The 25,238-nt window shown below is 61.0% G+C and carries 27 protein-coding genes; 11 read left to right on the top strand and 16 right to left on the bottom strand.

All coding sequences use genetic code 11. From position 1 onward, the window contains the following. Position 1: 1 nt before the first annotated feature. Genes ctaD through FZZ90_RS11475 form a run of 3 tightly spaced genes read left to right on the top strand, consistent with a single transcriptional unit; the run spans position 2 to position 2,691 of the window. A complete protein-coding gene (gene ctaD, locus FZZ90_RS11485) occupies positions 2–1,669 on the top strand; it encodes a cytochrome c oxidase subunit I (RefSeq protein WP_226425923.1) in 1,668 nt (555 codons plus the stop codon). Beyond that, positions 1,666–2,265, top strand: coding sequence for a cytochrome c oxidase subunit 3 (locus FZZ90_RS11480; protein WP_226425922.1), 600 nt, complete (start codon positions 1,666–1,668; stop codon positions 2,263–2,265). The genes ctaD and FZZ90_RS11480 overlap by 4 nt, the downstream gene beginning before the upstream one ends. A gap of 54 nt (positions 2,266–2,319) precedes the next feature. Further along, on the top strand, positions 2,320–2,691 hold the full coding sequence (locus FZZ90_RS11475; RefSeq protein WP_011363609.1) for an AbrB-like transcriptional regulator: 372 nt from the start codon (positions 2,320–2,322) through the stop codon (positions 2,689–2,691). Here the strand turns inward: FZZ90_RS11475 and FZZ90_RS11470 are convergent. Beyond that, on the bottom strand, positions 2,676–3,344 hold the full coding sequence (locus FZZ90_RS11470) for a riboflavin synthase (protein ID WP_226426024.1): 669 nt from the start codon (positions 3,342–3,344) through the stop codon (positions 2,676–2,678). The two genes, FZZ90_RS11475 and FZZ90_RS11470, sit on opposite strands and share 16 nt — an antisense overlap. A 49-nt stretch (positions 3,345–3,393) precedes the next feature. Between FZZ90_RS11470 and FZZ90_RS11465 the strand changes: the two genes are divergently transcribed. Together FZZ90_RS11465 and FZZ90_RS11460 are read left to right on the top strand one after the other, a co-directional pair. After that, positions 3,394–3,942, top strand: coding sequence for a bifunctional nuclease family protein (locus tag FZZ90_RS11465; protein WP_226425921.1), 549 nt, complete (start codon positions 3,394–3,396; stop codon positions 3,940–3,942). Then, complete coding sequence (locus FZZ90_RS11460) at positions 3,939–5,060, top strand: aldo/keto reductase (RefSeq protein WP_226425920.1); 1,122 nt, start codon at positions 3,939–3,941, stop codon at positions 5,058–5,060. The genes FZZ90_RS11465 and FZZ90_RS11460 overlap by 4 nt, the downstream gene beginning before the upstream one ends. On the opposite strand, the gene FZZ90_RS11455 is transcribed toward FZZ90_RS11460, so the two are convergent. Genes FZZ90_RS11455 through topA form a run of 5 tightly spaced genes read right to left on the bottom strand, consistent with a single transcriptional unit; the run spans position 5,034 to position 10,977 of the window. Then, positions 5,034–6,047 carry an ABC transporter substrate-binding protein gene (locus FZZ90_RS11455; protein ID WP_226425919.1) on the bottom strand — a complete coding sequence of 338 codons (1,014 nt, stop codon included), beginning with the start codon at positions 6,045–6,047 and terminating at the stop codon, positions 5,034–5,036. The two genes, FZZ90_RS11460 and FZZ90_RS11455, sit on opposite strands and share 27 nt — an antisense overlap. After that, the gene (locus tag FZZ90_RS11450) at positions 6,044–7,243 is read right to left on the bottom strand and encodes a nicotinate-nucleotide--dimethylbenzimidazole phosphoribosyltransferase (RefSeq protein ID WP_226425918.1); all 1,200 of its coding nucleotides are present in this window, start codon (positions 7,241–7,243) and stop codon (positions 6,044–6,046) included. The genes FZZ90_RS11455 and FZZ90_RS11450 overlap by 4 nt, the downstream gene beginning before the upstream one ends. Next, complete coding sequence (locus FZZ90_RS11445) at positions 7,215–7,868, bottom strand: DUF2232 domain-containing protein (RefSeq protein ID WP_226425917.1); 654 nt, start codon at positions 7,866–7,868, stop codon at positions 7,215–7,217. The genes FZZ90_RS11450 and FZZ90_RS11445 overlap by 29 nt, the downstream gene beginning before the upstream one ends. After that, complete coding sequence (locus FZZ90_RS11440) at positions 7,865–8,278, bottom strand: hypothetical protein (RefSeq protein WP_226425916.1); 414 nt, start codon at positions 8,276–8,278, stop codon at positions 7,865–7,867. The genes FZZ90_RS11445 and FZZ90_RS11440 overlap by 4 nt, the downstream gene beginning before the upstream one ends. Next, on the bottom strand, positions 8,278–10,977 hold the full coding sequence (gene topA, locus FZZ90_RS11435) for a type I DNA topoisomerase (protein WP_226425915.1): 2,700 nt from the start codon (positions 10,975–10,977) through the stop codon (positions 8,278–8,280). Before topA ends, FZZ90_RS11440 begins: the two co-directional genes overlap by 1 nt. A gap of 111 nt (positions 10,978–11,088) precedes the next feature. Between topA and FZZ90_RS11430 the strand changes: the two genes are divergently transcribed. The 3 genes from FZZ90_RS11430 to FZZ90_RS11420 are packed head-to-tail and all read left to right on the top strand — an operon-like array spanning position 11,089 to position 13,757. Beyond that, positions 11,089–12,660, top strand: a complete 1,572-nt coding sequence (locus FZZ90_RS11430) for an NAD(P)H-quinone oxidoreductase subunit N (RefSeq protein ID WP_226426023.1) — start codon at positions 11,089–11,091, stop codon at positions 12,658–12,660. Beyond that, the gene (locus tag FZZ90_RS11425) at positions 12,653–13,351 is read left to right on the top strand and encodes an ABC transporter ATP-binding protein (RefSeq protein WP_226425914.1); all 699 of its coding nucleotides are present in this window, start codon (positions 12,653–12,655) and stop codon (positions 13,349–13,351) included. The genes FZZ90_RS11430 and FZZ90_RS11425 overlap by 8 nt, the downstream gene beginning before the upstream one ends. A 19-nt stretch (positions 13,352–13,370) precedes the next feature. Continuing rightward, positions 13,371–13,757 carry a response regulator gene (locus FZZ90_RS11420; protein ID WP_226425913.1) on the top strand — a complete coding sequence of 129 codons (387 nt, stop codon included), beginning with the start codon at positions 13,371–13,373 and terminating at the stop codon, positions 13,755–13,757. Here FZZ90_RS11420 and FZZ90_RS11415 read toward each other — a convergent pair. Next, positions 13,699–14,832, bottom strand: coding sequence for a HAMP domain-containing sensor histidine kinase (locus tag FZZ90_RS11415; protein WP_226425912.1), 1,134 nt, complete (start codon positions 14,830–14,832; stop codon positions 13,699–13,701). The two genes, FZZ90_RS11420 and FZZ90_RS11415, sit on opposite strands and share 59 nt — an antisense overlap. A 72-nt stretch (positions 14,833–14,904) precedes the next feature. Next, on the bottom strand, positions 14,905–15,291 hold the full coding sequence (locus tag FZZ90_RS11410; RefSeq protein WP_226425911.1) for a PAS domain S-box protein: 387 nt from the start codon (positions 15,289–15,291) through the stop codon (positions 14,905–14,907). A gap of 85 nt (positions 15,292–15,376) precedes the next feature. On the opposite strand from FZZ90_RS11410, the gene FZZ90_RS11405 reads away from it, so the two are divergent. Continuing rightward, positions 15,377–16,105 (top strand): response regulator transcription factor, encoded by a 729-nt coding sequence (locus FZZ90_RS11405; RefSeq protein ID WP_226425910.1) that lies wholly within the window; start codon positions 15,377–15,379, stop codon positions 16,103–16,105. Positions 16,106–16,135: 30 nt separating this feature from the next. Here FZZ90_RS11405 and FZZ90_RS11400 read toward each other — a convergent pair whose 3' ends face one another. Genes FZZ90_RS11400 through FZZ90_RS11380 form a run of 5 tightly spaced genes read right to left on the bottom strand, consistent with a single transcriptional unit; the run spans position 16,136 to position 20,166 of the window. Continuing rightward, on the bottom strand, positions 16,136–17,011 hold the full coding sequence (locus FZZ90_RS11400; protein WP_226425909.1) for a M23 family metallopeptidase: 876 nt from the start codon (positions 17,009–17,011) through the stop codon (positions 16,136–16,138). 46 nt (positions 17,012–17,057) lie between these two features. Beyond that, entirely contained in the window at positions 17,058–17,849 is a 792-nt protein-coding gene (locus tag FZZ90_RS11395; protein ID WP_370631060.1) for a biotin--[acetyl-CoA-carboxylase] ligase, read from the bottom strand. Continuing rightward, on the bottom strand, positions 17,833–19,023 hold the full coding sequence (locus tag FZZ90_RS11390; protein ID WP_226425907.1) for an aminotransferase class I/II-fold pyridoxal phosphate-dependent enzyme: 1,191 nt from the start codon (positions 19,021–19,023) through the stop codon (positions 17,833–17,835). The genes FZZ90_RS11395 and FZZ90_RS11390 overlap by 17 nt, the downstream gene beginning before the upstream one ends. After that, a complete protein-coding gene (gene trxA, locus FZZ90_RS11385; protein WP_226425906.1) occupies positions 19,010–19,336 on the bottom strand; it encodes a thioredoxin in 327 nt (108 codons plus the stop codon). The genes FZZ90_RS11390 and trxA overlap by 14 nt, the downstream gene beginning before the upstream one ends. Before the next feature lie 56 nt (positions 19,337–19,392). Continuing rightward, on the bottom strand, positions 19,393–20,166 hold the full coding sequence (locus FZZ90_RS11380) for a PspA/IM30 family protein (RefSeq protein WP_226425905.1): 774 nt from the start codon (positions 20,164–20,166) through the stop codon (positions 19,393–19,395). A gap of 64 nt (positions 20,167–20,230) precedes the next feature. On the opposite strand from FZZ90_RS11380, the gene FZZ90_RS11375 reads away from it, so the two are divergent. After that, positions 20,231–20,746, top strand: coding sequence for a DUF721 domain-containing protein (locus FZZ90_RS11375; protein ID WP_226425904.1), 516 nt, complete (start codon positions 20,231–20,233; stop codon positions 20,744–20,746). A 19-nt stretch (positions 20,747–20,765) separates the two neighbouring features. Next, positions 20,766–21,377, top strand: coding sequence for a sulfotransferase family 2 domain-containing protein (locus FZZ90_RS11370; protein WP_226425903.1), 612 nt, complete (start codon positions 20,766–20,768; stop codon positions 21,375–21,377). On the opposite strand, the gene FZZ90_RS11365 is transcribed toward FZZ90_RS11370, so the two are convergent. From FZZ90_RS11365 to FZZ90_RS11355, 3 genes are read right to left on the bottom strand one after another with little or no spacing between them, the layout of a single operon-like run. After that, entirely contained in the window at positions 21,378–23,207 is a 1,830-nt protein-coding gene (locus FZZ90_RS11365; RefSeq protein WP_226425902.1) for a glycosyltransferase family 39 protein, read from the bottom strand. Beyond that, positions 23,182–24,291: a glycosyltransferase gene (locus FZZ90_RS11360; protein WP_226425901.1), complete on the bottom strand. Its 1,110-nt coding sequence runs from the start codon at positions 24,289–24,291 to the stop codon at positions 23,182–23,184. The genes FZZ90_RS11365 and FZZ90_RS11360 overlap by 26 nt, the downstream gene beginning before the upstream one ends. Then, positions 24,288–25,229: a DMT family transporter gene (locus tag FZZ90_RS11355; RefSeq protein WP_226425900.1), complete on the bottom strand. Its 942-nt coding sequence runs from the start codon at positions 25,227–25,229 to the stop codon at positions 24,288–24,290. The genes FZZ90_RS11360 and FZZ90_RS11355 overlap by 4 nt, the downstream gene beginning before the upstream one ends. Positions 25,230–25,238: the final 9 nt, after the last annotated feature.

The following is a 25,238-nucleotide window of genomic DNA, read 5'->3' as shown; positions in this document are numbered from 1 at the left end:
CATGACCATCAGCTTGCCCCCGGAAACATCCAGCCCTCCACGGCTTCAACCCAGCGGTTGGTTGCGGTATTTCAGCTTCAGCGTTGATCACAAGGTGATCGGGCTGCAATATCTCGTCTGCGGCTTTGTTTTTTATCTGATTGGCGGTGCCCTAGCCGGTGCCATTCGCACGGAACTCACCAGTCCCGTGTCCGACTTCATGGCACGAGATGTCTACAACCAGGTGCTGACCCTCCACGGCACGGTGATGATCTTTCTCTGGATCGTCCCCGTGGTGAACGGTGCTTTTGGGAACTATTTGATTCCCTTTTATGTGGGTGCTCGGGATATGGCCTTCCCACGCCTCAATGCTGTTGCGTTCTGGCTGATTCCTCCAGCAGGTTTGATGCTGATCACCAGCTATTTCCTCACGGGTGCTGCTCAATCGGGCTGGACGGCCTATCCACCCCTCAGTATCACCACGCCAGCAACTGGCCAAATCATCTGGATCCTGAGCGTGCTGCTCCTGGGCGGAAGTTCGATTTTTGGAGGCATCAACTTCATCGCCACCATTCTCAAGCTGCGACGCCCCGGCTTGAAATTAATGCAGCTTCCCATGTATTGCTGGGCGATGCTGGGCACCAGCATTCTTGTGGTTCTCTCAACGCCGGTTCTGGCGGGAACGTTGGTGTTGCTGAGTTTCGACATCGTTGCCCATACAGGCTTCTTCAATCCCACCCTGGGAGGCAATGTGGTGGTTTACCAGCATCTGTTCTGGTTTTATTCGCACCCAGCCGTTTACATCATGGTCTTGCCGGCCTTTGGCTTGGTGAGCGAAATCCTGCCGGTTCATGCGCGCAAGCCTCTATTCGGCTACGTGACGATGGTGTATTCGATCATGGCCATCGTTGTGTTGGGCCTGATTGTGTGGGCGCACCACATGTTCACCAGCGGCACACCTCCCTGGATGCGTCTGTTCTTCACCATTGCAACCGCATTCATCGCCGTTCCCACCGGAATCAAGTTCTTCAACTGGTTGGCAACACTCTGGGGCGGACGCATCAGCCTCAACAGCGCCATGCTGTTTTCATGCGGCTTCATTGTGAACTTCGTGCTTGGAGGCATCACAGGGGTCGCCCTGGCACAGGTGCCATTCGACATTCATGTGCACGACACCTACTTCGTTGTCGCCCACTTCCACTACATCGTCTTCGGTGGATCGGTGTTCGTGATTTTCGCCTCGGTCTACCACTGGTATCCCAAGTTCACCGGCCGAATGCTCAACGAAGATCTCGGCCGCCTTCACTGTGCCCTCACCTTCATCGGCTTCAACCTGTGCTTCGGCCCTCAGCACTGGCTCGGCCTCAATGGAATGCCGCGACGCGTCGCTGAATACGACCCTCAATTCACCCTGATCAATCAGATCAGCTCCGTCGGAGCCCTGCTGATGGCCATCAGCACCCTGCCCTTCCTATGGAATGTGATCCACAGCGCCCTCAGCGGCCCAGTCGCAGGGGACAACCCCTGGAGAGCGCTCACGCCCGAATGGCTAACCAGTTCTCCGCCACCGGTCGAGAATTGGATTGGCGAGGCCCCTCTCGTGGAAGAGCCCTACGGCTACGGCGTCCCGCCTGACGAGCTGGACCTGAGCGCAGCCAGCGGTCGTGATCTCTGGAGCAGCGGCAAATGACTACCACAGCGCCCATTAAGGATCAGGACCACAGCCAGGGGGAGCATGCCGAGCATCCCGATCACCGCATGTTTGGCCTGGCCACGTTTCTTGTGGCGGACGCCATGACCTTCGCCGGCTTTTTTGCGGCCTACCTCACCTTTAAAGCGGTGAACCCCCTACCGGATGGGGCCATCTATGAACTTGAGCTGCCCCTGCCCATCCTCAACACCATTCTGCTCCTGGTGAGCAGTGCCACTTTCCACCGAGCCGGCCAGGCGATCCGACAGGACGACCACGGCCGCTGTCGACGTTGGCTGCTGATCACCGCAGGCCTCGGCCTGGCCTTTCTGGTGAGCCAGATGGTGGAGTACTTCACCCTTCCCTTTGGCCTCACCGACAACCTCTACGCCAGTACCTTCTTCGCCGCCACGGGATTTCATGGTCTCCATGTGACCCTCGGGGCACTGATGACCCTGATCGTCTGGTGGCAGGCGAGGCAGCCGCAGGGCCGTGTGACTGCAGCCGACCACTTCCCCCTGGAAGCAGCTGAGTTGTACTGGCACTTTGTTGATGGGATCTGGGTGATTCTCTTCGTGATCCTTTATCTGCTCTGATCCCTTGCCTTGATTGGCGAGCATGGTCAGAATTCAGTTGAATTAGATCCTGAAATGCTGGTCGGCAAGGAACTGCTGGACAAGGCCAGATCGCTCAGCAATCGGCCTGAAGATGACATCGCTCGCGGCTGCGGCTACGTCGGCCCAAGCGGACGTCTGCTCAAAAAGAGTTTTTATCGAGCCCTGGTGGAGGCCAAAGCGGCGGCCCAGGGATGGCAATTGCCGAAAAGCAGCAGCAGTTCCTCAGGCGGCAGCCGTGGTCGCCAGGCCGAATTCCGAACCCGAGTGCATGGCAACGGCAACCTGCTGATCGGCCACGCCTACACCCGTCGGCTCGGCCTGGAACCCGGCCAGGAGTTCAAGATCGAGCTCCAGCGGGACTCCGGAATGATTGTTCTTCAGCAGATGGATCAAGACCAGCCGTGAGCAGCCAGCCAGTTGGCTGACAGATCCTCATCCTTGTTTCGGCCATCGGCGTTTCCTTTATCGGCAGCGGTGGCATGCAGCAGCCGCTCGGCATAACGGGCCAGTTGATCGGCCTCCAGGTTCACGGTGTCCCCAACAGCCAGGTGCCTCAGGGTCGTTGCCTCCCAGGTGTGGGGGATGACAGCGAGAGTGAATGTCGTTCCATCTGCTGAACATTCAGCCACCGTGAGGCTGATCCCATCCACCGCGATGCTGGCCTTCTCACAGACATAACGGCCGAATCGGGGTTCCGACCAGCGGATCGACAGGGCCCAGGAGTGAGGGAGAGTCTCCAAGTGGGTGACTTCACCGATGGCATCCACATGACCGCTCACCAGATGACCACCAAGGCGGTCGCTCAGCCGAAGCGCCGGCTCGAGGTTCACGGCTCCACCACGATCCGCCTTGCGTCCCAACGTGGTGCGGCGAAGGGTTTCTTCACTCACATCGGCGCGGAAGCCATCTCCCATCAGCTCTGCCGCCGTGAGGCAAACGCCATCCACAGCCACGCTGTCGCCAAGCGCCAATGGGGCAAAAGGAGCGCAGCCCCAAACCACCACCGCCCCTGCACGACGCTCGATCCTTCCCTCTGACTGCACTAGCCCCGTGAACATCGCTCGCAGCGGCTCTCTGGCCATAATCGGATAGAGCTGCGCCGCCGACATGGTCGAAATGAGCGTCGCCGGAATTGCCCTCGATGCCGCCAGCCGCACACCCATGGTGCTGCTGCGGGATCCAAGCGGTCGACGTCAAGTTCCGATCTGGATCGACCAAGCACAAGCCCACAACATCATGGCGGGGCTGCAGGGAGGTGCACCACCACGCCCCCTGAGCCATGACCTGATGGCAGCACTCTTGGTGGCTGGGGGCCTCGAGCTGGAGCGCGTAATTGTTCATGCGATCGAAGACAACACCTTTCATGCGGTCTTGAAGCTGCGACCAGACCTGGACGAAGCGGAGTTGGCCGAAGACGAAGTGCTGGAGCTGATTGAAGTGGATGCCCGACCCAGCGACGCCATTGCGCTGGCGATCCGAACCGGGAGCAGCATCTGGATGCTGGAGGAGGTGGTAGCGGAAGCCTCGATTCCTGTGGATGCGGAGGCCGATGCTGAAGATCAAAGTGCCTTCAGCCGTTTCGTCGACGACCTCAGCCCTGCCGCCTTGGTGCGCCATCTGCGCAACCAAGACAGCGAAGCACCCTCGGAGGAGTGAAAACCCGCGCCTTCGGCAGCGGCCGCCCCGTCAGCCTGTTCAGCCTGGGCACGATGCGTGCCCTGAACTCAGCGGCCCAGATGGCCGAAGTGCTTGACGCGGCAGCTGCAGCTGGAATCAATCACCTGGAAACCGCCCCGGCCTACGGACCTGCGGAACGTTTTCTGGGAGAGGCCCTTCGCCAGAACAGCCGGACAAGATCAGGCCACTGGGTGATCACCAGCAAACTGCTGCCGGGGCTGAGTTTCGAAGAGGGACAACGCCACCTTGATCAGATTCTGGAGCGGCTGGGCTGTCCACAGCTCGACAACCTCGCCATCCATGGCATCAACCGGGAGGAACATCTGGACTGGGCCCTGGTGGGCGATGGGTCCAGGCTTATGGATTGGGCCCTCAGCAGCGGCCGCGTCAGCCAGGTGGGCTTCAGCAGCCATGGCAGCAACCCGCTGATCGATCGGGCGCTGCGCAGCCAGCGCTTCAGTTTCTGCAGCCTGCACCTGCATTGGCTGGATCCCCAGCGCCTGCCCTTGGCCCGTTGGGCCCTTGAGCAAGGCCTCGGTGTGATGGCAATCTCCCCTGCAGACAAAGGCGGTCGCCTACAGGCCCCCAGCCCAACACTGGTGGAGGACTGCACCCCCTTTGCTCCCCTTCAGCTGGCCTACCGGTTCCTGCTGGCACAGGGCATCAGCACCCTGACCGTTGGTGCCGCAGCTGCAGGCGATCTTCAACTCGCCGCAACACTGGCTCAAGAGGATGGCCCCCTCAGCCAGGCAGAGCAACAGGCCCTGATCACGGCAGAAAGGCGGCAGCAGGAACGCCTCGGCCAGGATCATTGCAAGCAGTGTCAGGCCTGCATTCCCTGTCCGAACGAGGTCCCGATTCCCGAACTCTTACGGCTGCGCAATCTGGCCATAGGCCATGGGCTCACCGCATTCGCGCAGGAGCGCTACAACCTGATCGGCCGTGCCGGCCACTGGTGGGAAGAGAACGATGCTTCGGACTGTGAACGCTGTGGGGAGTGCCTTCCCCGTTGCCCGCATCACTTGCCCATCCCTGATCTGCTGGCAGACACCCACCAAAGCCTGGAGGCTTCACCGCGACGGCGGCTCTGGAGCTGAATCTCGCCAGAGCTCTTCCAAGGCACTCCGGTCGTGGGGCAACAGCGGTGGCAGCGACCAGCAGCGTGACCAGGTGTCTGCAGACGGAAAGAGCAGAGGCCGCAGACGCGCCGAAAGGGCGTTTTGATCCGCCATCGCCCCTGACGATGCAATCGGCGCCCGCCATCCCTGCTGCACCAATCGGCGACGCAGGGGATCCCCCCATCCCTGCTCGACCCAGCTCTGGGGCACCGGTTCACGACTGGCCTCCGGTCGGAGCAGAACAGTCCAGTGCAAGGGAGCACCGGAGGCAGGCAGCACCGCCCGAAGACGGGGATCCCTCCCCAGCAGAGCGATGCAACGGTTGAGCGGAAGAACCACCAGCTTGGCCTCACCCTTGAGCAGCCAGTTGATGGCTTGCCGGTCGTCGTAGGTGAGCACCTGGCGACGCAGCGCACTCAAAGCTTGGCCTCCGCCCAGATGGTCCGCCAGGCTCATCACCAGGCGGGGGCTGGCGGGCAGCACCACACGTCCTGCCATGGAGGAATCCAGCAACAGGGACCACCCCTTCTGGGTCATGGCTGGGTCATCCCGCAGCAGCATCACCCAGGGGCTGACGGACAGCGGCAACACCCGATCCTGCAGGGCACCGAGGTCAGCCAGAAGAGCCTTGGCCTGACCATCCAACTGGCTGAAGAGCGGTTCAGAGGCGATGGGCTGGAGTTTGTCCGCTGGATGGGCATCAAGCCACCCATCAGCCATCACCAACAAATCGGCACGCGCCTGATCCGCCGGCGTCCAGTCCTGCTGGGCTGGGGCCAGCGTCAGGCGCCAGGGCTTGGGCAAGGCATCAGCCCACAGTTTCGGCAAAACCCCAGCCGGAGCCATCATTGTTGGTGCGGCTGTCGCAGGACGACAGCCCGCCAACAGCACGGTGCCGGTCGCCCCGATCATCTGGAGCACATGGCGCCGGCTCAAGGGACCCAACCGCTCACTCCAGACGTTCATGGGCTTGACGTTACGGGGCGGCTGAGCAGCTGCTCCAAGGCATGCTCACAATCCAGCACCAGGTCGTCACAGGACCAACCGCGCAGCTGTGCGAGCAGCAAGAGGGCTCCGGCCCCCACCCCTTCTTTCACATAGCCCCGTTCATAGTCCCTTAAGGGTTGATGGGTACTGCTGTGAAAACGCACGCCACAGGCCAAGACGGACAGTGCGGCAGCCAGGTGGCTCGCGGTGGCATCCACCAACCCGCCAAAGGGTGACTGCCCCGCAGCGGCCGCACCCTCATCAGCAAGCCAGCCGGTGGTGCCGATCAGCACCTGGGCCGCCAGGTGTTCCCGCTGACGGGCGGGCAAAGCATGCATCGCCAAGGCCAGAACAGCCAGCATCTGGCAACCGCCCCCCAGCAACAGCGGTTGTCCCGCCGAGACCGCACCCACCAACACCCCTGCGGTGAAGGCCTGAAAAGGGTCACCAACAGCAGCCAGGATCTGCTCGGCCGAAGGATGTGCGCCAAGAGACGCCCGCTGCAGCCCTCGGGTAACGAGCTCTTGCTTGAGCTGCTGCGGCGGATGAAGAGCACTACCGCTGATCAGATGGGCAACCTCCACGCCGAGGGCCGTCAACACCGCTTGAGCGGTTGTGGTGCCTCCTGGAACACACTCCGCCACCACCAGGGGGCGTTGTAACCGCCGCCCCAGCAGCTCTCCCTGTCGCCACAAATACTGCACCCGCAGCAATGGCATCGCCGTACCAGTGGATAGACAAGCCGAGGGGCCTTGATCCAGGGGCTCAATGTCCAGGTGGGGAAAATCGGGTTTCTGGACCAAGCCAAGAGCCGCCACCTGCGGCGTCAACTTCAAGCGTCGCGCCGCGACATAACTGAGCAGGGCGGGGGAGACCCCAGCGGGCAGTGGCGGTAGGGGCCAACGGCGCTGTCCAGCCGGACCACAGATCAGGAGCTCCGCATCAGCCAGGGCGGTGTAGCGCCGCGAAGCCACGGTGGAGCCAGCGGCAGAGATCCCCTCATGCTCCGCCGTTCGTGTTGCCGCCAGAACGAGCAACAGATCCAGCGGTTGATCGTTGGAGGTCCAGGGACGGAGTGCCGCTGCATCCAGAGCGCTTGCACCGAGACGTCCCAGCTGCTGACAGCCCTCAGGCAACACCGAGGTTTCAGAGGGGATCGAGGGCAATGAGTCCATGAAGCAGCCTCGGGGGCTCCGGAATCGGTGATTTCAGGCGGGGAAAGATCCAGTACGCCAGAGCATGAAGGGACAGGACGTAGATGACCTCCTGAACCACCACCAACAGCAGCGCCATCAACTGCACCTGGGTGAGATCCGGTGTGATCGGCAGATGCAGCGCCGCGATCAAGCGGTCGAGCAGAGCGGAGCCAGCCCGGGTGATCACCACCCAGAGGTTTTCTCCCACCAGCAACGAGAGCACGAGAACTCGGACCAAAAAACCTGCTGTTCCAAGAACGATGCCCCCCGACCAGCTCAGCCACCAGCTGACCCCCCGGCACCAGCTCCAACCCAGCCACAGCGACAAAAGCCCATAGGGAAACAGCAGCAGCGGCCCACGCAAAGGCCCCATCAAGGCCGTGAGCAGAAGCACGGAAAGCAACAGCCCCTCGGCACCAGAACGACTGCCGCGCCGTAACTGCAGCAGGATCAGGGGCAGGGGAAGGGCCAGACGGAACAGCGCACCACCCACCGGTAAGTAGTAGAGGGCTAACCAGATCAGCCCCGTCGCGGCCGCGAGATACGCCCCCTCAACAAGCCTCAGAGCCTGCTGGCGGCTCAACCGGGGAGTCGCCTCGGTCATGGTTCAACCCGCTCAATCCGTTCCACAGCGAAGCCAACACCCGCCTCGCGCAGGGCGCGGGTAACGGCTTCAGCAGGAGCGGCAGGGTCGGCTCCGGCCAAACGGATGGTGATCCGGTATGGCGCCTGGGGCAGACGTTGGGATGCCACCGTCCGCGGTTTTGGCTGCGGCACAAGCTCAGGGACATTCTCTGCCTCAGGCCGGGAAACAGCCTCGGGCTCCGATGCGGAGGGAGGCTCAGCAGTGGAACTTGCAACCGTTGGACTGGTTTTCACAGCCGGGACGGGCGCAGTTAGCTGAACCGGTCTGTCTTCAGGCACCGCAAAGGATCGCTCCAACTGCTCGGCGACCGGTGTACCGGCACAGGCCTGCAGGAGCCCCACAGGCAGCAGCCAAAGCAGACGGGCCATCAATTGTCAGCCGGCTTGATCACCCGCACCGCACTGGCCCTTAGCCGACCGGTCTTGGTGGTGGCGGGGGGTTTCTTGGCGGCAGGTTTTTTGGCAGCTGGCTTCTTCGCCGCCGGTTTTTTCGCGGCAGTTTTACGACCGCCCTTTTTCGATGCTGCCTTGGCGGCAAGCAGTTCCACCGCCTCCTCAAGGGTCACATCGTCAGCGCCTTTACCTTCCGGCAGCGAGGCATTCACCTTGCCCTGTTTGACGTAAAGGCCGTAGGGGCCGTCATAGACCTGAATCGTTTCATCACTGCCCTCCGGCTTACCGAGGTCCTTGAGGGCGGTGCGTCCACCCCGCCCCCGTTTGGGCATGGACAGCAGCTCGAGGGCACGGCTCAGCCCCACCGCCAGAACATCGTCGTCCCCCTTGAGGGATCGGTAATCCTTCTCGCCTTTGCCTTTGTCCCAGACGACATAGGCGCCAAATCGGCCCAGCCCCGCCTGAATGCGCCCACCATCGGGATGTTCACCGAGAAGACGCGGCAAGCGGAGCAGTCCGAGGGCATCCTCCAAGGTGAGATCTTCAGGCTTCTGCCCCTTGGGCAGCGACGCGCGCTTGGGCTTGGGATTCTCATCACTCACCTGGCCCCGCTGCACGTACGGGCCGTACTGACCGAAGAGCAGGTAGACCAAATCACCCGTTTCGGGATCCTCACCGATGGCTTCAGGGCCGTCGGCCTTCTGTTTGAGGATCAGTTCGGCCTGCTCTTCATCCAGATCAGCCGGAGTGATCTCCCGGGGCAAGGTGGCCTTGATCAGCTCTTCCTCACCGTCGTCGCTAACACGTTTGGCCTCCAGGTAGGCGCCAAAACGGCCGATACGAACCACGGAAGACAAGCCCTCCAGATCGATGGTGCGGGATGCACCTGGGTCAATGTCCCCTTCCCGCTGCTGCACCTGGGTTTCCAGGCCCTCTTCTCCTTTGTAGAAACCCTCCAGGTAAGGCAACCACTGCACCTTGCCGTGAGAGATCTCATCGAGGGTGTTCTCCATCCGGGCGGTGAAGCTGGTGTCCACCAGTTCAGGGAAATGCTCCTCGAGCAGCGCCGTCACGGCAAAGGCGGTGAAGCTGGGGGTAAGAGCATTGCCGAGCAGCGTCGCGTAGCCGCGATCAACAATCGTTCCAATGATCGAGGCGTAGGTCGACGGCCGGCCGATGCCCTCTTTTTCCAGCATCTTCACGAGCGATGCCTCGCTGAACCGTGCCGGCGGCTGGGTCTGATGCCCGAGAGGTTCGACAGTCTTCGGCTCTGGTGAATCGCCAACGCTCAATGCCGGCAACAACACTTCCTGCCCCTCAATGGCAGCATCGGGATCATCGCTGCCCTCCACGTAGGCGCGGAAGAAACCGGGGAAGTCGATGCGCTTGCCGCTGGCCCGGAAACTGGCCTCGCCTGAGCTGAGATCAACCGACAGCATGGTGAGCCTGGCCTCGGCCATCTGGCTGGCCACGGTGCGCTTCCAGATCAGCTCATAGACCGCCAGATCTCGCCCATCAAGACCGGTCTCACCGGGGGTTCGGAAGCTTTCGCCCGACGGACGAATCGCTTCATGAGCCTCCTGGGCATTGCGGGCTTTGGTGCTGAACTGCCGCGGCCCCTTGCTCAAATACTCCTTGCCGTAGAGGCTCTCCACGCAGCTGCGTGATGCATTGATCGCCTGATCCGACAAGTGAACCGAGTCGGTCCGCATATAGGTGATGAAACCGCGTTCGTAGAGCCCCTGGGCACAGCGCATGGTTTCCCGGGCTGAGAGGCGCAACTTGCGATTCGCCTCCTGTTGGAGGGTGCTGGTGGTGAAGGGAGGCACCGGCTTGCGCACGGTGGGCTTTTCCTCCACCGCGTCCACCGTCCAGGCGGTGGATCGCACGGCTTCAGCCAACGCCTTGGCCTCGATCTCGCTGAGCAGCCGCACGGCACTGCCCGCTTTCAGCCCGCCGGTGCTCTCGTCGAAGTCGTTGCCGGTGGCGATCCGCTGGCCACCCACATGGGTGAGCTTGGCCTCAAAGGCGCTGCCCGACTGCTCAAGTTGGGCCTTGAGGTCCCAGTAACTGCCGCTGCGGAAGGCACGCCGGGCCCGTTCCCGCTGGACCAGGAGCCGAACCGCAACGGACTGCACCCGCCCTGCGGAGAGTCCCCAGGCCACCTTTTTCCAGAGGAGAGGGGACAGGGTGTATCCCACAAGGCGATCCAAAATGCGCCGGGTTTCCTGGGCATGGACCAGCTCCATGTCCAGGTCGCGGGTTTGGTCAAGGGCCTTGCCGATGGCTTCCTTGGTGATCTCGTGAAACACCATCCGCTTCACCGGCACCTTCGGCGCCAGCAACTGGAGCAAGTGCCAACTGATGCTCTCGCCTTCCCGGTCTTCGTCCGTCGCCAGCAGCAACTGATCAGCCCCCTTGAGGGCGTCCTTGAGTTCGCGAACCGTCTTCTTCTTGTCTTTCGGAACCACGTAAAGCGGCTCGAAATCCGAGTCGGTGTTCACACCGAGATTGGCCCATTTCTGCCCCTTGGCCGATGCCGGAATCTCGCTGGCGTTGTTGGGAAGGTCGCGGACATGCCCCATGGAGGCTTCAACTTTGAATCCCTTGGGCAGAAAGCCACGGATGGTCTTGGCCTTCGTGGGGCTTTCAACGATGACGAGGGTGTGCGCCACTAGCGGCAGGTGAACCGTTCCCCTTCTTTATCGCACCGAGCAGCGCTCTGCATGATCGTCGGCGCGTCAAGCGCCGCTACAGTCGCCGCAGCGCAACGGTTCCAGGCTGTCATGCCCGACATGGGTGCTTCCCTTCTCGCCACCCAGGCCATGGCTGCCCCTGGTGAGCTGCTGAATCTCTCTCTCAATGCTTCCGCAGTGCTGCCCGAAGCAGCAGTGCTGCTGGCGATGATCGCCACCCTCTTGGTGGACCTGGCGGGCGAAAAGGTCGCCACACGCTGGGTGCCCCCGATTTGCTACATCGGCCTAGGGACCTCCCTGGTTCTGCTGGCCCTGCAGTGGAATGCACCCCTAGAGCCATCCTTCCTCGGGTCCTTTCTCGCCGACAACCTGGCGGTGGCCTTCAGGGCTGTGATTGCCCTGTCCACGCTTCTTTCGCTACTGATCAGCTGGCGTTATGCCGAGAAGAGCGGCACTCCTGTTGGCGAGTACGCCGCCATCCTTCTCGCCGCCACCCTCGGCGCCATGCTTCTTTGCGGGGCAACGGATCTGGTGAGTGTGTTCATTTCGCTGGAAACGCTCTCTGTCGCCAGCTATCTGCTGTCGGGCTACATGAAGCGGGATGCCCGCAGTTCGGAAGCAGCACTCAAATACCTGCTTGTGGGATCGGCAGCTGCTGCTGTTTTCCTCTACGGCTCCTCCCTTCTCTACGGCCTGAGCGGCAGCACCAGCCTCGACACCATCGGCCTGGCCCTGCAGACCAGCACCACACCTCTGGCCGCTTTGGCCCTGGTGTTCGTCTTGGCCACCGTTGCATTCAAGATCGCAGCCGTTCCCTTCCACCAGTGGACGCCTGACGTTTACGAAGGCTCACCAACCCCTGTGGTGGCGTTCCTCTCCGTGGGTTCCAAAGCAGCCGGTTTTGCACTAGCCCTTCGCATCCTGGTGGGCTGCTTCGGTGCCTTCGACGATCAATGGAAATTGCTATTCACCGTTCTGGCGGTGTTGAGCATGACCTTGGGCAACGTTGTTGCCCTCGCACAGACCTCGATGAAGCGAATGCTGGCCTACAGCTCGATTGGCCAGGCCGGCTTCGTGATGATCGGCATGGTCTGCGGCACAGAGGACGGTTTTGCGGCCATGGTTTTGTATATGGCGGCCTACCTGTTTATGAACTTGGGGGCCTTCGCCTGCATCATCCTCTTCTCGATCCGCACAGGAAGTGATCGAATCTCCGATTACGCCGGGCTTTACCAGAAGGATCCCCTAATCACCCTCGGCCTCAGTCTTTGCCTGCTTTCCCTGGGGGGAATTCCTCCAATGCTGGGTTTCTTCGGAAAGATCTATCTGTTCTTTGCCGGTTGGGCCAACCACCAGTACCTGCTGGTGGTGGTTGGCTTGGTCACCTCTGTGATCTCGATCTACTACTACATCTCAGTCATCAAGATGATGGTGGTGAAGGAGCCCCAAGAGGCCTCCGATGTGGTCAAGGCCTATCCCGACGTGAACTGGTCGTTGATGGGGATGCAGCCGCTGCGGGTTGCCCTAATTGGATGTGTGGCCATCACCGCCGTTGGCGGAATCCTCTCCAATCCACTGTTCCAGTGGGCCAACACAGCGGTTGCAGGAACTCCATTGCTTCAGCAGGCCATCGCCCTCTCCAGCCTGAAGGGCCTTGGCTGAGCCTGCGCGACCGCCAGTTGCTGAGCTCCGGGGTATCAGCAAGATCTACGGATCCGGTGATCTCGAAGTCAAAGCCCTTGATCAACTGAATCTCACCGTCCAGGAGGGGGATTACCTGGCGGTGATGGGCGCCAGCGGCTCCGGCAAGAGCACGGCAATGAACATCCTTGGCTGCCTCGACCGGCCCACCAGAGGGACCTACCGGCTCAATGGCATGGCTGTTGAACAGTTGGAGGACGATGCGTTAGCCGACGTTCGCAACCGCTCGCTGGGGTTTGTCTTTCAGCAGTTCCATCTGCTCGGCCACGCCAGCGCCATGGAGAATGTGATGCTCCCGATGATTTATGCGGGGGTTCCCAGGGACGAACGGGTCGAGCGTGCCCAATCGGCACTGCGCCGTGTTGGCCTAGCGCAGCGTCTGGAGAACAAGCCCAATCAGCTCTCCGGAGGGCAGCAACAACGGGTGGCCATTGCCCGAGCCATCATCAATCGCCCCAGTCTGTTGCTGGCGGACGAACCCACAGGGGCCCTGGATTCCAGCACCACCGCCGAGGTACTGGAACTGTTTGATGAACTCCACCAGCAGGGCATCACCCTGGTGATGGTGACCCATGAGGACGATGTGGCGGCCCGAGCACAGCGCATTGCTCGGTTCCAGGATGGTCGGGCACTCACAGGATGTCCACAATGAGTGCAGTGCCCCTGCGCTCATGGTGAAGCCCCCCAAGGCTCTGCATATTGCAGTCGTGGAGGATGACCCACGCATTCAGCAGCTGATCAGCGCTGAAATCACCGATGAGGGGCACGCCTGCATCTGCTTCGGTTCCGCAGAAGACTTTCTCGTCGAAGCAAGCTCCGAGCGCTTTGATCTGCTGCTGCTGGATTTGATGCTGCCGGGCATGGACGGCTTGGCCTGCCTGAAACAGCTGCAGCTCAAGTCCCCTTCCGAGCCTGCTTTAAGGGTGGTGATCGTGACGGCTCTCAATGATGCCGACAAGAAACGCGAAGCTCTGGCTAACGGAGCGGAGGCCTACGTGCTCAAGCCGGATCTGTTCGAACAGCTGCCGCAACTGCTCCAGACGCGTTCGATGTTCTGAGTTTCAGACGCAAGCGCACGATCGTGGTGGTTTCTTGCGGTGAGGGCTGCTGATGGAGCTCAAGCGTTCCTCCACACCCCCTGACCAGTTCGCGCACCAAGGCGAGCCCCAAACCAGGGCCCTCCACCCTTTCGCCGTCGCGTTCGGGCTTGCCCCGGAAAAACGGTAGAGACCAGCGTTCCAGATCCTCCGAAGCCACAGGGGCATCAAGGCTCTGACTGGCGAACTCCAGGATGCAATGGCCGAGCCCGTCACTGCCAGCAAGGCTGAGCTGAATCGGCATGGATCGATTGGCGTGCTGGCAAGCGTTGTCCAGCAACTGATCCAACGCCAGCATCAAGGCCCGAGGGTCGGTTTGGACCACCAGTTCGTCCCCCCATTCCAGGCCCTTCAGCTGGAGACTCGGAGCCAGCTCCCGAGAGGCTTCATACCAGCGCTGAAGCAGCGGCCCCAAGAGGTGGTCGCCACAGCTGACCACATCAGGATCCAGCTCCAGGCGTGTAAGCAGCGAGAGATGACCGAGCAACTTCTGAATCCGCGCCATTTCCTCGCGGGCCATCGTGAGACGGGAGCTGACGGCCTCAGGGAGAGGGCTCAGCCGAGCCATCCGTTGCAGATTCCCGCTCACGATCGCCAGGGGCGTGCGCAATTCATGGGTGAGATCGGTCATGAAGCGCTGCTGCTGAACCAAGGCCCGTTCTTCGGGGCTGAGGTCGCGCAACGACACCAGCAGAAACGGCGCCTGAATCAATTCGACCGGCCGCCAACGCAGCAAGTGCACCTGCGATTCATCACCATTCGGGGACAGCACCTGGCAGCGGCTCTCTCCCGACGTCCGCGGCAGAGGCAGGTGGGGGTCCAACAACTGGAGTGCTGCCTTGGCATGGGCATCCAAGGGCCTGAGCTTCAGAACATCAGCCAGGGTTTGATTCACCAGCTGAATCGGCACGCCACCAACAAAGAGGTCGGCAGAGGCTTGATTTGCCCAGTGAATTCTTCGATGCACATCGACAATCACCATCGCTTCGCTGGCCGCGTCGAAAGCGACCTGAAGCATTCCAAGGGACTGCCGCAATTGCGCAATCAGCTCTCTATCCCTTGAGGATGACGACGATGAATCTGAGCTATTCATGCCGAATCACCCATCTCAGCTCGATTCCATCAACGGTCGCAGCGTTGCCGCGAACGACCAGCTTCCATTGCTGTGCTTCTCCGCCACAATGAAATGTTCACTTTCAATGGCATGCCCATCGGAGCAAAAAGTTGCCAGTTTCAACGGGTGATTCAGCACCTTGGAGACCTCCGTCAGTTGGAAACGGGCGAACCCAGCGTGATGGGAATCGCGAAAGCTTGGCGGCAAAATCAAACCAAGGGATTGACCAATCAGCGCGGCTTCAGACCAGCCGTAGACGGCCTTGAAACGATCATTGATTTCCTGCACGATCCCAGAGGAATCGGCACGAACAAAGGGGAGGTCTTCCTTCTCACGCAGTGCTCGGATTCGGTCTTCCGTCCAGGCGCCTGGGGTCGACATAGCGAAAAACAGCCGATTTCAATGTAGGGACAAAATCAGTGAAATTTCTTTCGATGCCTAGAGTGGAATGAGGTTTTAAGGCCGGATGTCCCCGGAATCCCAGCACCGTCTCCGTGTCCTTCTTGTTGACGACGAACACAAACTGACTGATCTGCTTCGTCTGGAGCTTGATGTTGAGGGATACGACGTTGATGTTGCCTCTGACGGAGCCAGCGGCCTGATCCGAAGCCGTACTGAACCCAATCCAGACCTGATCATCCTGGATTGGAACCTGCCGGACTTCAGCGGCATCGACATCTGTCAACGCATCCGAGCCGGAGGAATCACCATCCCAATCCTGATGCTCACGGGGCACGACGAAATCACTGATCGGGTCAAAGCTCTCGATGCCGGCGTTGATGATTACCTGATCAAGCCATTTTCCATCGACGAATTAATGGCGCGCCTGCGGGCCATGCACCGTCGCGCTGAAACATTCTCAGGGCCCGTGAGCGGCTCCGACGTCAACGAAATTCTCAAGGTCGCCGACCTCAGCATGAACACGCGAACCCGGGATGTGACACGGGGAGATCGTGCCCTCCGACTGTCGGTGAAGGAATACGACCTGCTGAATTTCCTGATGCGGGGCGCAGGCCGTGTGCTCGAACGTCAAGAGATCATGCACGGTGTATGGGGAGAAAATTTTTATGGGGACGACAATCTTCTTGACGTCTACATCCGCTACCTGCGTCAAAAAGTCGAATTGGACGATGCGCCAACCCTCATCCACACCGTGCGCGGTGTCGGATTCATCCTCAGGGAACAATCGAACTGAAGTCTCTGTTTCGCTCGGCTTCGCTTTGAGCTAGGGCTGATCGCGTTCAAGGCTGCGCAACACCTGGTCGAGCAGCAACGCAACAGGATCGTTGTTCTCACGCATCACGGAGGAAAGATCCAGATCTCCAGGATCAACGGCCTGCCAACCTGCCCGCGATGGTGTGCGCAACTCGAAATGCAGGTGCGGGCCTGTGCTGAGGCCCGTGCTGCCGACGCGGCCAATCACCTCTCCTTGGCGTACCGGCTGACCGGGTCGCACATAGATCTCCGAGAGATGGCCATACAACGTGCGGCGCAATGGCTCGGCATGTTCCAGTTCGATGGCGATGCCATACCCACCAGCAAGACCACTACTTAAGACCTGCCCCGAAAGAGCAGCCACCACCGGCGTGCCCTCCGGCGCTGCAAAGTCCCGACCGGCATGCATCAACCAGCTCCCCAGGATGGGATGCAAACGCCAACCAAACCCACTGCTTTTAAAGGCGTCTCCAGCCACAGGGAAGAGCAGTTGACTGTCGCCATTTCCAGGGCTGGGCAGCGGACGAGGCGTGACAGCGAAGACGGATTCCAGACGAAAGGTGCCGCCATCGCGGGCGAGAAGCGCTGACACGGGAACACGCAACGGTTGCCGGGAGGGGATCAGTCGAACCCGAGCCGAAGCCGGTGCCCCCGGCGGACGCCTGGCCACCCCGGACGCACAGTCCTTCCGGGACAGAGCACCAGTTCGACAGGCCTCTTCAAAACGGCTTCGTTCCATGGGAACCACCGAGCTACCACCCTGGAGCAGCTTGCGCTCCAGGGACGTGATCACCCGTTGTCGGACCAGCCCATCGAGAGACTGATCAAAACCCTGCGCAGCCGCAGCTGGAACCAACACCCAGATCAGCGCGAACCAAGCCAGCAACGGACGAGACGGCTGTGCAGAGAAATCCTATGGATGGGACACCAACTCAGGGCCAGCGGCGCCAGGTTTCGGTCCTTGAACCCTGACGCAAACGAAGCCCTCCATCGCCTTCAAGGCCAGCAATCCTCCAAATCTGACCGTCTTCAGGATGGACGAGCTGATCGGACCAGAGCCGGGCCTGAACTCCATCGAGGCACCAGGACCCATCGCCTCCAACGAAGTGACAGTGATCGAAGGCAAGTAAAACCTCCGCCGTCCACCGGATCGGATCCGCAGCCTGCTGTCCTTCCAGCCTTCGCAGGGCAATGGCGTTACCAGGAACTGAATTCCGCACATTCAGGCCCAGGCCGATGCGCAGCAAACGCAGCTGGGAGCCCCGTTGCACCACCCCAGGCAGGAGGCCCGCCAATTTGCGGCCGTTCACGAGCAGGTCATTGGGCCATTTGATCTGAACCGAAAGGCCCCGCTGCTCAAGCCGTTGCGCCACAGACAGGGCCAGCGCCAAGCCAAGCAAGCCGGCCTGACCGGACCCATGGCTCCGCCAGGGCAATGCAGCACTGATCCAGACACCGCCTGGCGGAGAAACCCAGGCGCGCCCCCACTGGCCGACTCCCCGGCGTTGGTGGGTAGCAATGACGGCGCGAGGCCCTAGCAACGAGGGCTGATCGCGCATCCAGGTCCCCAGCAACTCCTCCGTGCTGCTGCACACAGGCACATGCCGGATGCTCCAGTGGCGTGCCGAGGCACCAGCGAGGCGGCGATACGTCGCCATCAACCGACCACCACCGTGGTGAGGGCATCGATGTTGCGGCATGCGTGGATCAGTCATCCATCGCATCCGCGAGTCGCGATGCAGCCTCCACCAACTCATTCACCGGCCGCACCAGCGCCATGCGCAGCCACTGGCGACCGCCGCCACCAAAACCGGACCCAGGGGTCAAGGCGACACCACTGCGCTGAAGCAGTTCCCTGGCGGCATCTTCATCACTCCAACCCCGACGATGGGCCGCATCAGGCAAGGGGAACCAGAGGTACATCGCCATCTCTGAACAGGGGACCGACCAACCGCGTGCCCTGAGGGTCTCGACCACACGATCCCGTCGTTCGCGATAGGTCGGATGCAGTTGCCGCGGCCAATCGGGGAAGCGTTGCAAGGCCTGGATCGCACCCTGCTGCAGGGCCAGGCTCTGGTTGAAATCGATGACGGCCTTGGCACGACGCAGGGCGGCAATCAGCGGTGCAGCACCAACAGCGAAACCAAGTCTGAATCCCCCAAGGCACCAGCCCTTCGAGAGGGAGAAGAATTCAATGCCGCACTCTCTCCAGTTCGGAGCCTGCAAAAGAGAGGGAGGTTCTCCATCCAGGGCGAGATCCACATAGGGATTGTCGTGAGCGATCACCACATCGTGCCGAGCCGCGGTCGCCATGATGCGATTGAGATCCTCCTGATCCCCCACCCGGGCTGAAGGGTTGTGGGGATACCCCAAAACGAAAAGCTTCAGTTGATCCCAAAGCTGGGGGCTGATGGTTGTTAGATCCGGACGCCAGTCTTTTTCGGGGGAGAGGGCCAAGGCCTTGGTCCGGGCTCCCGCCAAGTGCAATCCACCGGTATGGGACGGATAACAGGGGTCCAGATGCAGGGCAGCGTCACCGGGATCAAGCACCGCAAGCGGCAGATGGGCTGTTCCTTCCTGGGATCCCACCAACAACTGAACCTCATGATCAGGATCCACCGAAACGTCGAAGCGATGGCGACACCAGTCCGCGACGGCGGCATGGAAAGGCCTCAGCCCGGCTTGCAGGCAATAGGAGCAGCTGTTGGACTCCACGACCGCAGAGGCCATGGTGTCCAACAAAGCCTTGGGCGGCCGAAGATCAGACGATCCGATGGAGAGATCCACCAGATCCGGACGTGCGGAAGGAGACACCTCAACGCGATAAGCGTGCTTTGCAGCATCAACACGGGCAAAAACAGCGTTGCCCAGCGAGGCAAGCCGCTTAGAGGTTGGCATCCAAGAAGGCCTGCAGCTGCGGTTTGGCGATGGCACCTTCATGCCGCGCCAAAACCTCACCGTTGCGGAACAGAATCAACGTTGGGATGCCCTGCACCTGATAGGCGTCACGGGTCTGGGGATTCGCATCCACCTCAAGCTTGCCAACGCTGAGGCGATCGCCGTAGTCGCTCGCGACCCAATCCATCAATGGGGCGATCAGTCGGCAGGGGCCACACCAGGCGGCCCAGAAATCGACGAGGACAGTGCCGGAAGCCTTGAGGACTTCACGTTCAAAACCAGCGTCGGTGAAATCGGCAACAGCTCCAGCCAAGGCACTCAAATGACTGAACCGATCCTATGGAAAGCCGGACGCCTTTCCCGGGTTGATCAGAGCTTGTCGATGGATCGCTTCAAGTCTTCGAGTTCGGCATCCACCTCTTCCACCTGCACGGGCTTCACGGCTTCAGACGCCTCGGACGCGGGCAGAGCAACGGCTTCTGGGCCTCCTTTCAGCTGAGCGCGCAACGCCTCAAGATCATCATCAACGCCGCCACCGCTTTCCAAAGCCGCGAACTGACTTTCCAGATCAGTTCCAGCCAGCTCAGCCGCAGCCTGACCGGTGGCCTCCAAGGCCTCCACCTTTTCCTCCATCCGCTCGAAGGCTGCCATGGCGGAATTGGTGCCGATGCTGCCGACGGCGCTTTGCAACTGCTGCTGAGCCTTGGCCGCCTGAGCCCGGGCCTTGAGCATGTCCTTTTTAGTCTTGGCCTCGGCGATCTTTCCTTCGAGGGCGACCAGACTCTTTTTGAGCGATTCCACCTGGCCGTCTTGGGCCTGCACCTGCGCGGTCAGTGACGTCGCCGTCTCCTGGAAGGTCTTGCGCCGGGTCAAAGCTTCCCGAGCCAGGGATTCCTCACCCTTTTTCAGTGCCAGCTCGGCACGCTCATACCAGGTCTTGGATTGGGCTGCAGCCTGTTCAGCCTGACTGGTCAACCGCTTCTGACTCGCGATTGCCAGAGCAACGGCCTGACGCAATTTGACCAGATCCGCCTGCATGTCAGCGACGGATTGGTCGAGGATTTTGGAAGGGTCCTCCATGCCGCTGACGGCAGCGTTGGCGTTGGATCGAACCAGCCTGCTCAGCCGATCAAAGAAACCCATGACTTGGCCTTAGACGCGCTGAGATTAGCGAGGTTTCCGCAATGGTTCTGCTTAGGATCGGGGTATGGCGGTTGCACCTGATTCCCAACGGCGTCGCCTACCGGGCCTGGAGCTGCTCCAATCAGCTGCACCAGCGCCGGCAGCACCGTTGAGAACCTGCCTGGGCGCGCTGCAGAGGGAGTGGCGCAAGGATGATCATCTGGCAGCTCTGTGGCAGGACTGGCCGAGAGTTGCAGGAGCACAACTGGCACCGCACTGTCGCCCCTTGTCGCTGCAACGCGGGGTGCTGACCGTGGGAGCCAGCCATCCTCAATGGCGCCAGGCTCTCCTCTACAACCGGCCCCAGCTCATCACCGCCCTGCATCAAGCCGGCCACGCGGTGCGTGATCTGCGTATCCAGCAACACCACCCCCTTCAATCCCCTGTGCTGGAAAGCGAAGCCAGCATCTGGGCCGAGCATCCGAGCCGCACCGATGTCCATGGCATGGGGACATGCCCGGACTGCGGCCGACCAGGGCCCAACGGAGAAATCAAGCTCTGGGGTCACTGCGGTTTTTGCCACAGACAAACCCTTACTTAACCCCTAGATCCCAAAGAAAATGAGTTTATTCATACCCAAATACAATGCGATCTTCCTGCACATTCCGAAGTGCGCAGGTCAATCAATTGAAAAAGCCCTGGGATACAAACACCATCATCGTCATCACAAAGTTAACGACCTACCAGACGACCTAGAAAATTACTTCCGGTTCACCTTTGTAAGACATCCGGTTCGACGTTTCATATCCGCCTGCAACTACAACTTAAGAGTGGCCACCGCCACACGCAAAAAGCTGGAGCTAGCAGATTCAAAATCCCTTAGCCCATCCAAGGAATACCGCCTACACCTCATCACCAGCAACGCAAACTATGACTCAATCATTGACGATCTCACCGATGGAAAACTGAAGAAGATACCCTTCTTCAAACACCAAAAACATTGGCTTAAAAAAGGGAAGCCTCAGTTCATCGGAAGAGTGGAAAACATTGACACCGACTTCGCCATTCTTTCTAAAATTCTACGCATCAAATCCAAGCTCAAGCGCACAAACAAATCACCCGACACAGCCAGTCTTGGGAAATTTTCAAAAAAGAATTTCCGAGAAGTTGTTGAGTACTACAAAGAAGATTTTAACGCAACTGGATATTCACCCAAGCACTCGGCCTTCTGACTAGTACCGCTCGGGACGTGGTTCCCGCCAGTCGGCATCGACGCCCTCGGCTATCAGAGTTTGTGCCCGTTGCTCAAGGCGACTGCGGTCCAAACGCCACACGTCGTAAATCCCGATCTGACCAAGTAGCTCAGGCTCAAGGTTGATCCAATGGTCACGTTCTGCCGTGCCGCGATCGATCAGAACCAGCGCGGTGCTGGATGCAGCCGGGCTCCCGAGGGGGTATCCACTCCAGCCGCGTCGCTGTTCATGGGCCAGGCGATCCGCAATGTTGACCAACGCCCCATCGGATTGACCTTCGTAGACGATCACTTGATCTGTGTAGAAGTGCAGCGAAGGCTTCATGGCGCCAACCATGACCATGGGCTCTCCACTGCGCTGTTGCGACAACATCAGTGAGGCCGCGTCGCGAACCGGTTGCTGACGCAGACGATCGGCGAGCTCGGCGATGGGGATCAGAGCTGTGAGATGAAATCCGAGCAGACAGCCCTGCATGGCCAGCAAGGCCTTGGCGGCAGCACGACGCTGAAGCAACAGACAGGCTCCAAGCGCGGCGGCAGCACTGAACCAGACCGCAGCCCAGTTCAACAGACCGCTGGCCAGCAAATCCACCGACAGCGTCGGCATCTCCGGATCGTCGATCAAGGGAACCCAGAGCGATCCCAGCCAAAACCCAGCGGCCAGGACGGCAATCAGCGCTAGGCAAGTTCCCCACGCCATCCGTTGCCAGCGCGATGAGCCCAGCGTGGCCTGGGCCACCAACAGGGCCGCCGCGGGGGTGGCGGGCAACCAATAGCTGGGGAGCTTGGTGGCTGCGGTGGTGAACAGCAGCAGCACCGCCAACAGCCAGCAAGCTGCGAATTGATGCAACGAATGCTCCGGAGCGATCGGCGATCGGGGCACCCGCGCCAGCCCCAACAGCAGGTAGGGCGTGAAGGGCAGGGCAGCCACGAGCATCACCGGGCCGAAAAACCACCAAGGCTGGAGGTGATCGTTCACCACGGAGGTGAAGCGTTGAAGGTTGTGGTAGCCGAAAAAGCTGTCCCAGAAGGGCTGTCCTTCCACCAGCAACTCCAGGGCGTACCAGGGAAGGCTGATCAGAGCGGTGAGCAGCAACCCTGGCAGCGGGCGCAGCCTCCGCCAGGGCTGAACAAGATCCCGTCGCAACGCTCCAAACATCAGCAGAGCGAGACCTGAGAGCACCACAGCAACAGGCCCCTTGGCCAGCACTGCAAATCCGAGGATCACCCAGGCCGGCCACCAGGCCACCTCTTGGGGAGCGGCAAAACGCCTCCACTGCAGCAAAAGGCTGAGACCCAGCAGGCCACACAGCAGGGCATCACTCACCGCGGTGCGGCTCCAGACGAGCACCAGGGGCGAGAAGGCAAACGCCAGAGATGCAATCAAGGCCGTCAAACGCGGACGCACATCGCCTGAAAATGGCCAGCGCAACAAGGTATCGGCGAGGCCAAGCATCAGCCCGACCGTGGCCAGGGCGGAAGGAAGCCGTGCCGCCCAACTGCCGAGAGGATCCCAAACCTCGCGTCCGGGGAAGGCGTAACCGAACCCCATGAGCCAGTACACCAGGGGCGGTTTGTCGTAACGGGGCAAGCCGTTCACCCGAGGCGTCAGCCAGTCGCCGGTGTCTGCCATGGCCCGCCCGGCTGCGGCAAACAATGGCGGAGTTTCATCCACCACGCCGGTGGATCCCAGCCGCCAGAACGTGATGACGAGTCCCAGGGCCAGCACAAGCGCCAGAACCTGGCGCCGCTGTCGTCCTGAAACATTGACCGACAAGGGACTCTCAGCGTCTGGGGTTGATGCTGACATCCGCCATCAGTCCTGTTCGGACCCAAGATTCAACACGCTGACTGAAGACCTCACAGGAAGCATGCTCCTCAGCCCAGCTGCGGCAGTGGGAGCGCTCAATGCTGCCGACGCGCCGCAAAGCCTCAGTAAGGGCGGCAACATCGTCGGGCGGCACCAACCAACCTGTGCGACCCGAACAGATCAGCTCTCCCGGCCCACCGCGGTCATAGGCAACAACCGGAACACCACAGGAAAGGGCCTCCACCACAACATTGCCGTAGGCCTCGTTCCATTTCGGTGTGTTGATCAGAGCGCGGCAGTGGCCCATCTCCTGCTGCAGCTCCTGGGTCGATCGAAATCCACGCCAGTCGATCGTGCCCTTGGGAACACTCGACTCCACCTGCCGCGCATAGGCATCGTCCTCACGCAACCCCCAAACCAGAAGCTGTTCACCCAAAGCAGCAGCAGCCGCAGCCGCATCCTCCAGACCCTTTTCCGGAGCGATACGGCCCGCCCAACCCAGGGGGCCATCGGTCTGGCGCTGAAAGGTGTAGTTGCGGAGATCAAATCCGTTGCCCACAACATTGGCGGGGGAAGGCAGCCGGAAATCAGCGGCCTGGCGGTGGGTGTGAAAGGCAAGGCGACGTGAATCCCAGGCGGCGACGGCTTCGATCACATCGCGCATCACCGCAGCCACATCTCCCATGCTCACGAGGTGAAAGAGCCTGGCGCTGACCCGTTGCGTCAGCCATAGAGGCAGCCAGTCGTACCCGCCGTTGATGACAGCGTCGGCAGACTGCCCCGCATCGAGCGCAGCCTCCCAGAGAGCCGGCAGGAGACCGTTGCGGGGAATTTCGACCGGTGCATGCTCGGCAGCGTGCTGCCAGCTGGGCTGGTTCACACCCTCCACCTCCAGCAGCTCAACTCCGCTGCAGTCGGCGGGGAGGGTAGAGCCCTTGGCGGCCACAACCGTGAGCCTGTGGCCCCGCCGAACCAACCCCTGCACCAAGGATCGGAGGGTGAGCTCCACACCACCACCCTCGCCGCTGCCGAGAGCCCCGATGGGCGTGTTGACGATGACGAGGTGAAGCGGCGACTCCGTCATGACGAAGGATCCGTAAGCGGCAACGGCTCCCAGAACCGGCGCCGTTGACTGACGAAGATCACCGACACGAGCACCAGCACGACACCGATCCACTGGAGCAGATCAAGGCGCTCTCCCAGCAACCACCCACCGGTGGCCAACGCAAACACAGGGGTGAGAAATCCCAGGCTGCTGAAACTGGTGAGATCGCGCTGATTGGCGAACCAGAAAAACAATCCATAGGCCAAGGCGCTTCCGAGCAGGCTCGCGTACCCCATACGCGCCCAGTCCGTTGCCGTCCAGGCCAAACCAGCATCTGTGCGCTGGAGGGCATGAAGCCCGAACAGGGGAAGTCCCCCCAGAACCATGTGCCAGGCCGTGACGGTGACCGGATCGCTGTGGCGTGAGGCAAAGCGGATCAACACCGTCCCAGCAGCCATGGCAACGGCCGCCAGCAACATCCAGCCCTCACCGGGCTGAAACACCTCCTGCACGGCCGGTGGATCAGCCAGCAACCACCAATGTCCCAACAGCTCAGAGGGCAGGCCAATGCAGACGATTCCCGCCAAACCGATGGCCAGCCCCATCCAACCGATGGGATTGATCGACTCCCTGAAAAGAGCGCGTGCCATCAGGGCCACCAGCAGAGGTTGGCAATCAATCAGGACGGAACCGAGACCCGCCCCTGTGCCCTCCAACCCCCGCGCCAAAAGGCCTTGAAACAAAGTGGCATCCACCAGGGTGAACAGGAGGAACCAAAGCAGATCTCGGGAATCGATCGCCAGGCCACGGCCGGTCCACTGGCCCCAGAGCAAAAGAGCCAAACCGGCGGGCACGAGGCGAAAGCCAGCAACCAGCCAGGGCCCTGCGCTGGCGAGCAACGGCGCCATGGCGGTCATCGCCGTTCCCCAGAGCGCAAAGGGCAACACCATGAGGAACCAGAGTCGCAATGACGGCATGGATGAGCG

It is taken from the genome of Synechococcus sp. MU1617 (genome assembly GCF_020514235.1).
Lineage (GTDB): Bacteria > Cyanobacteriota > Cyanobacteriia > PCC-6307 > Cyanobiaceae > Parasynechococcus.
The sequence above is the reverse complement of the archived record's forward strand: the minus strand, read 5'-3'. Positions and strand labels throughout refer to the sequence as shown.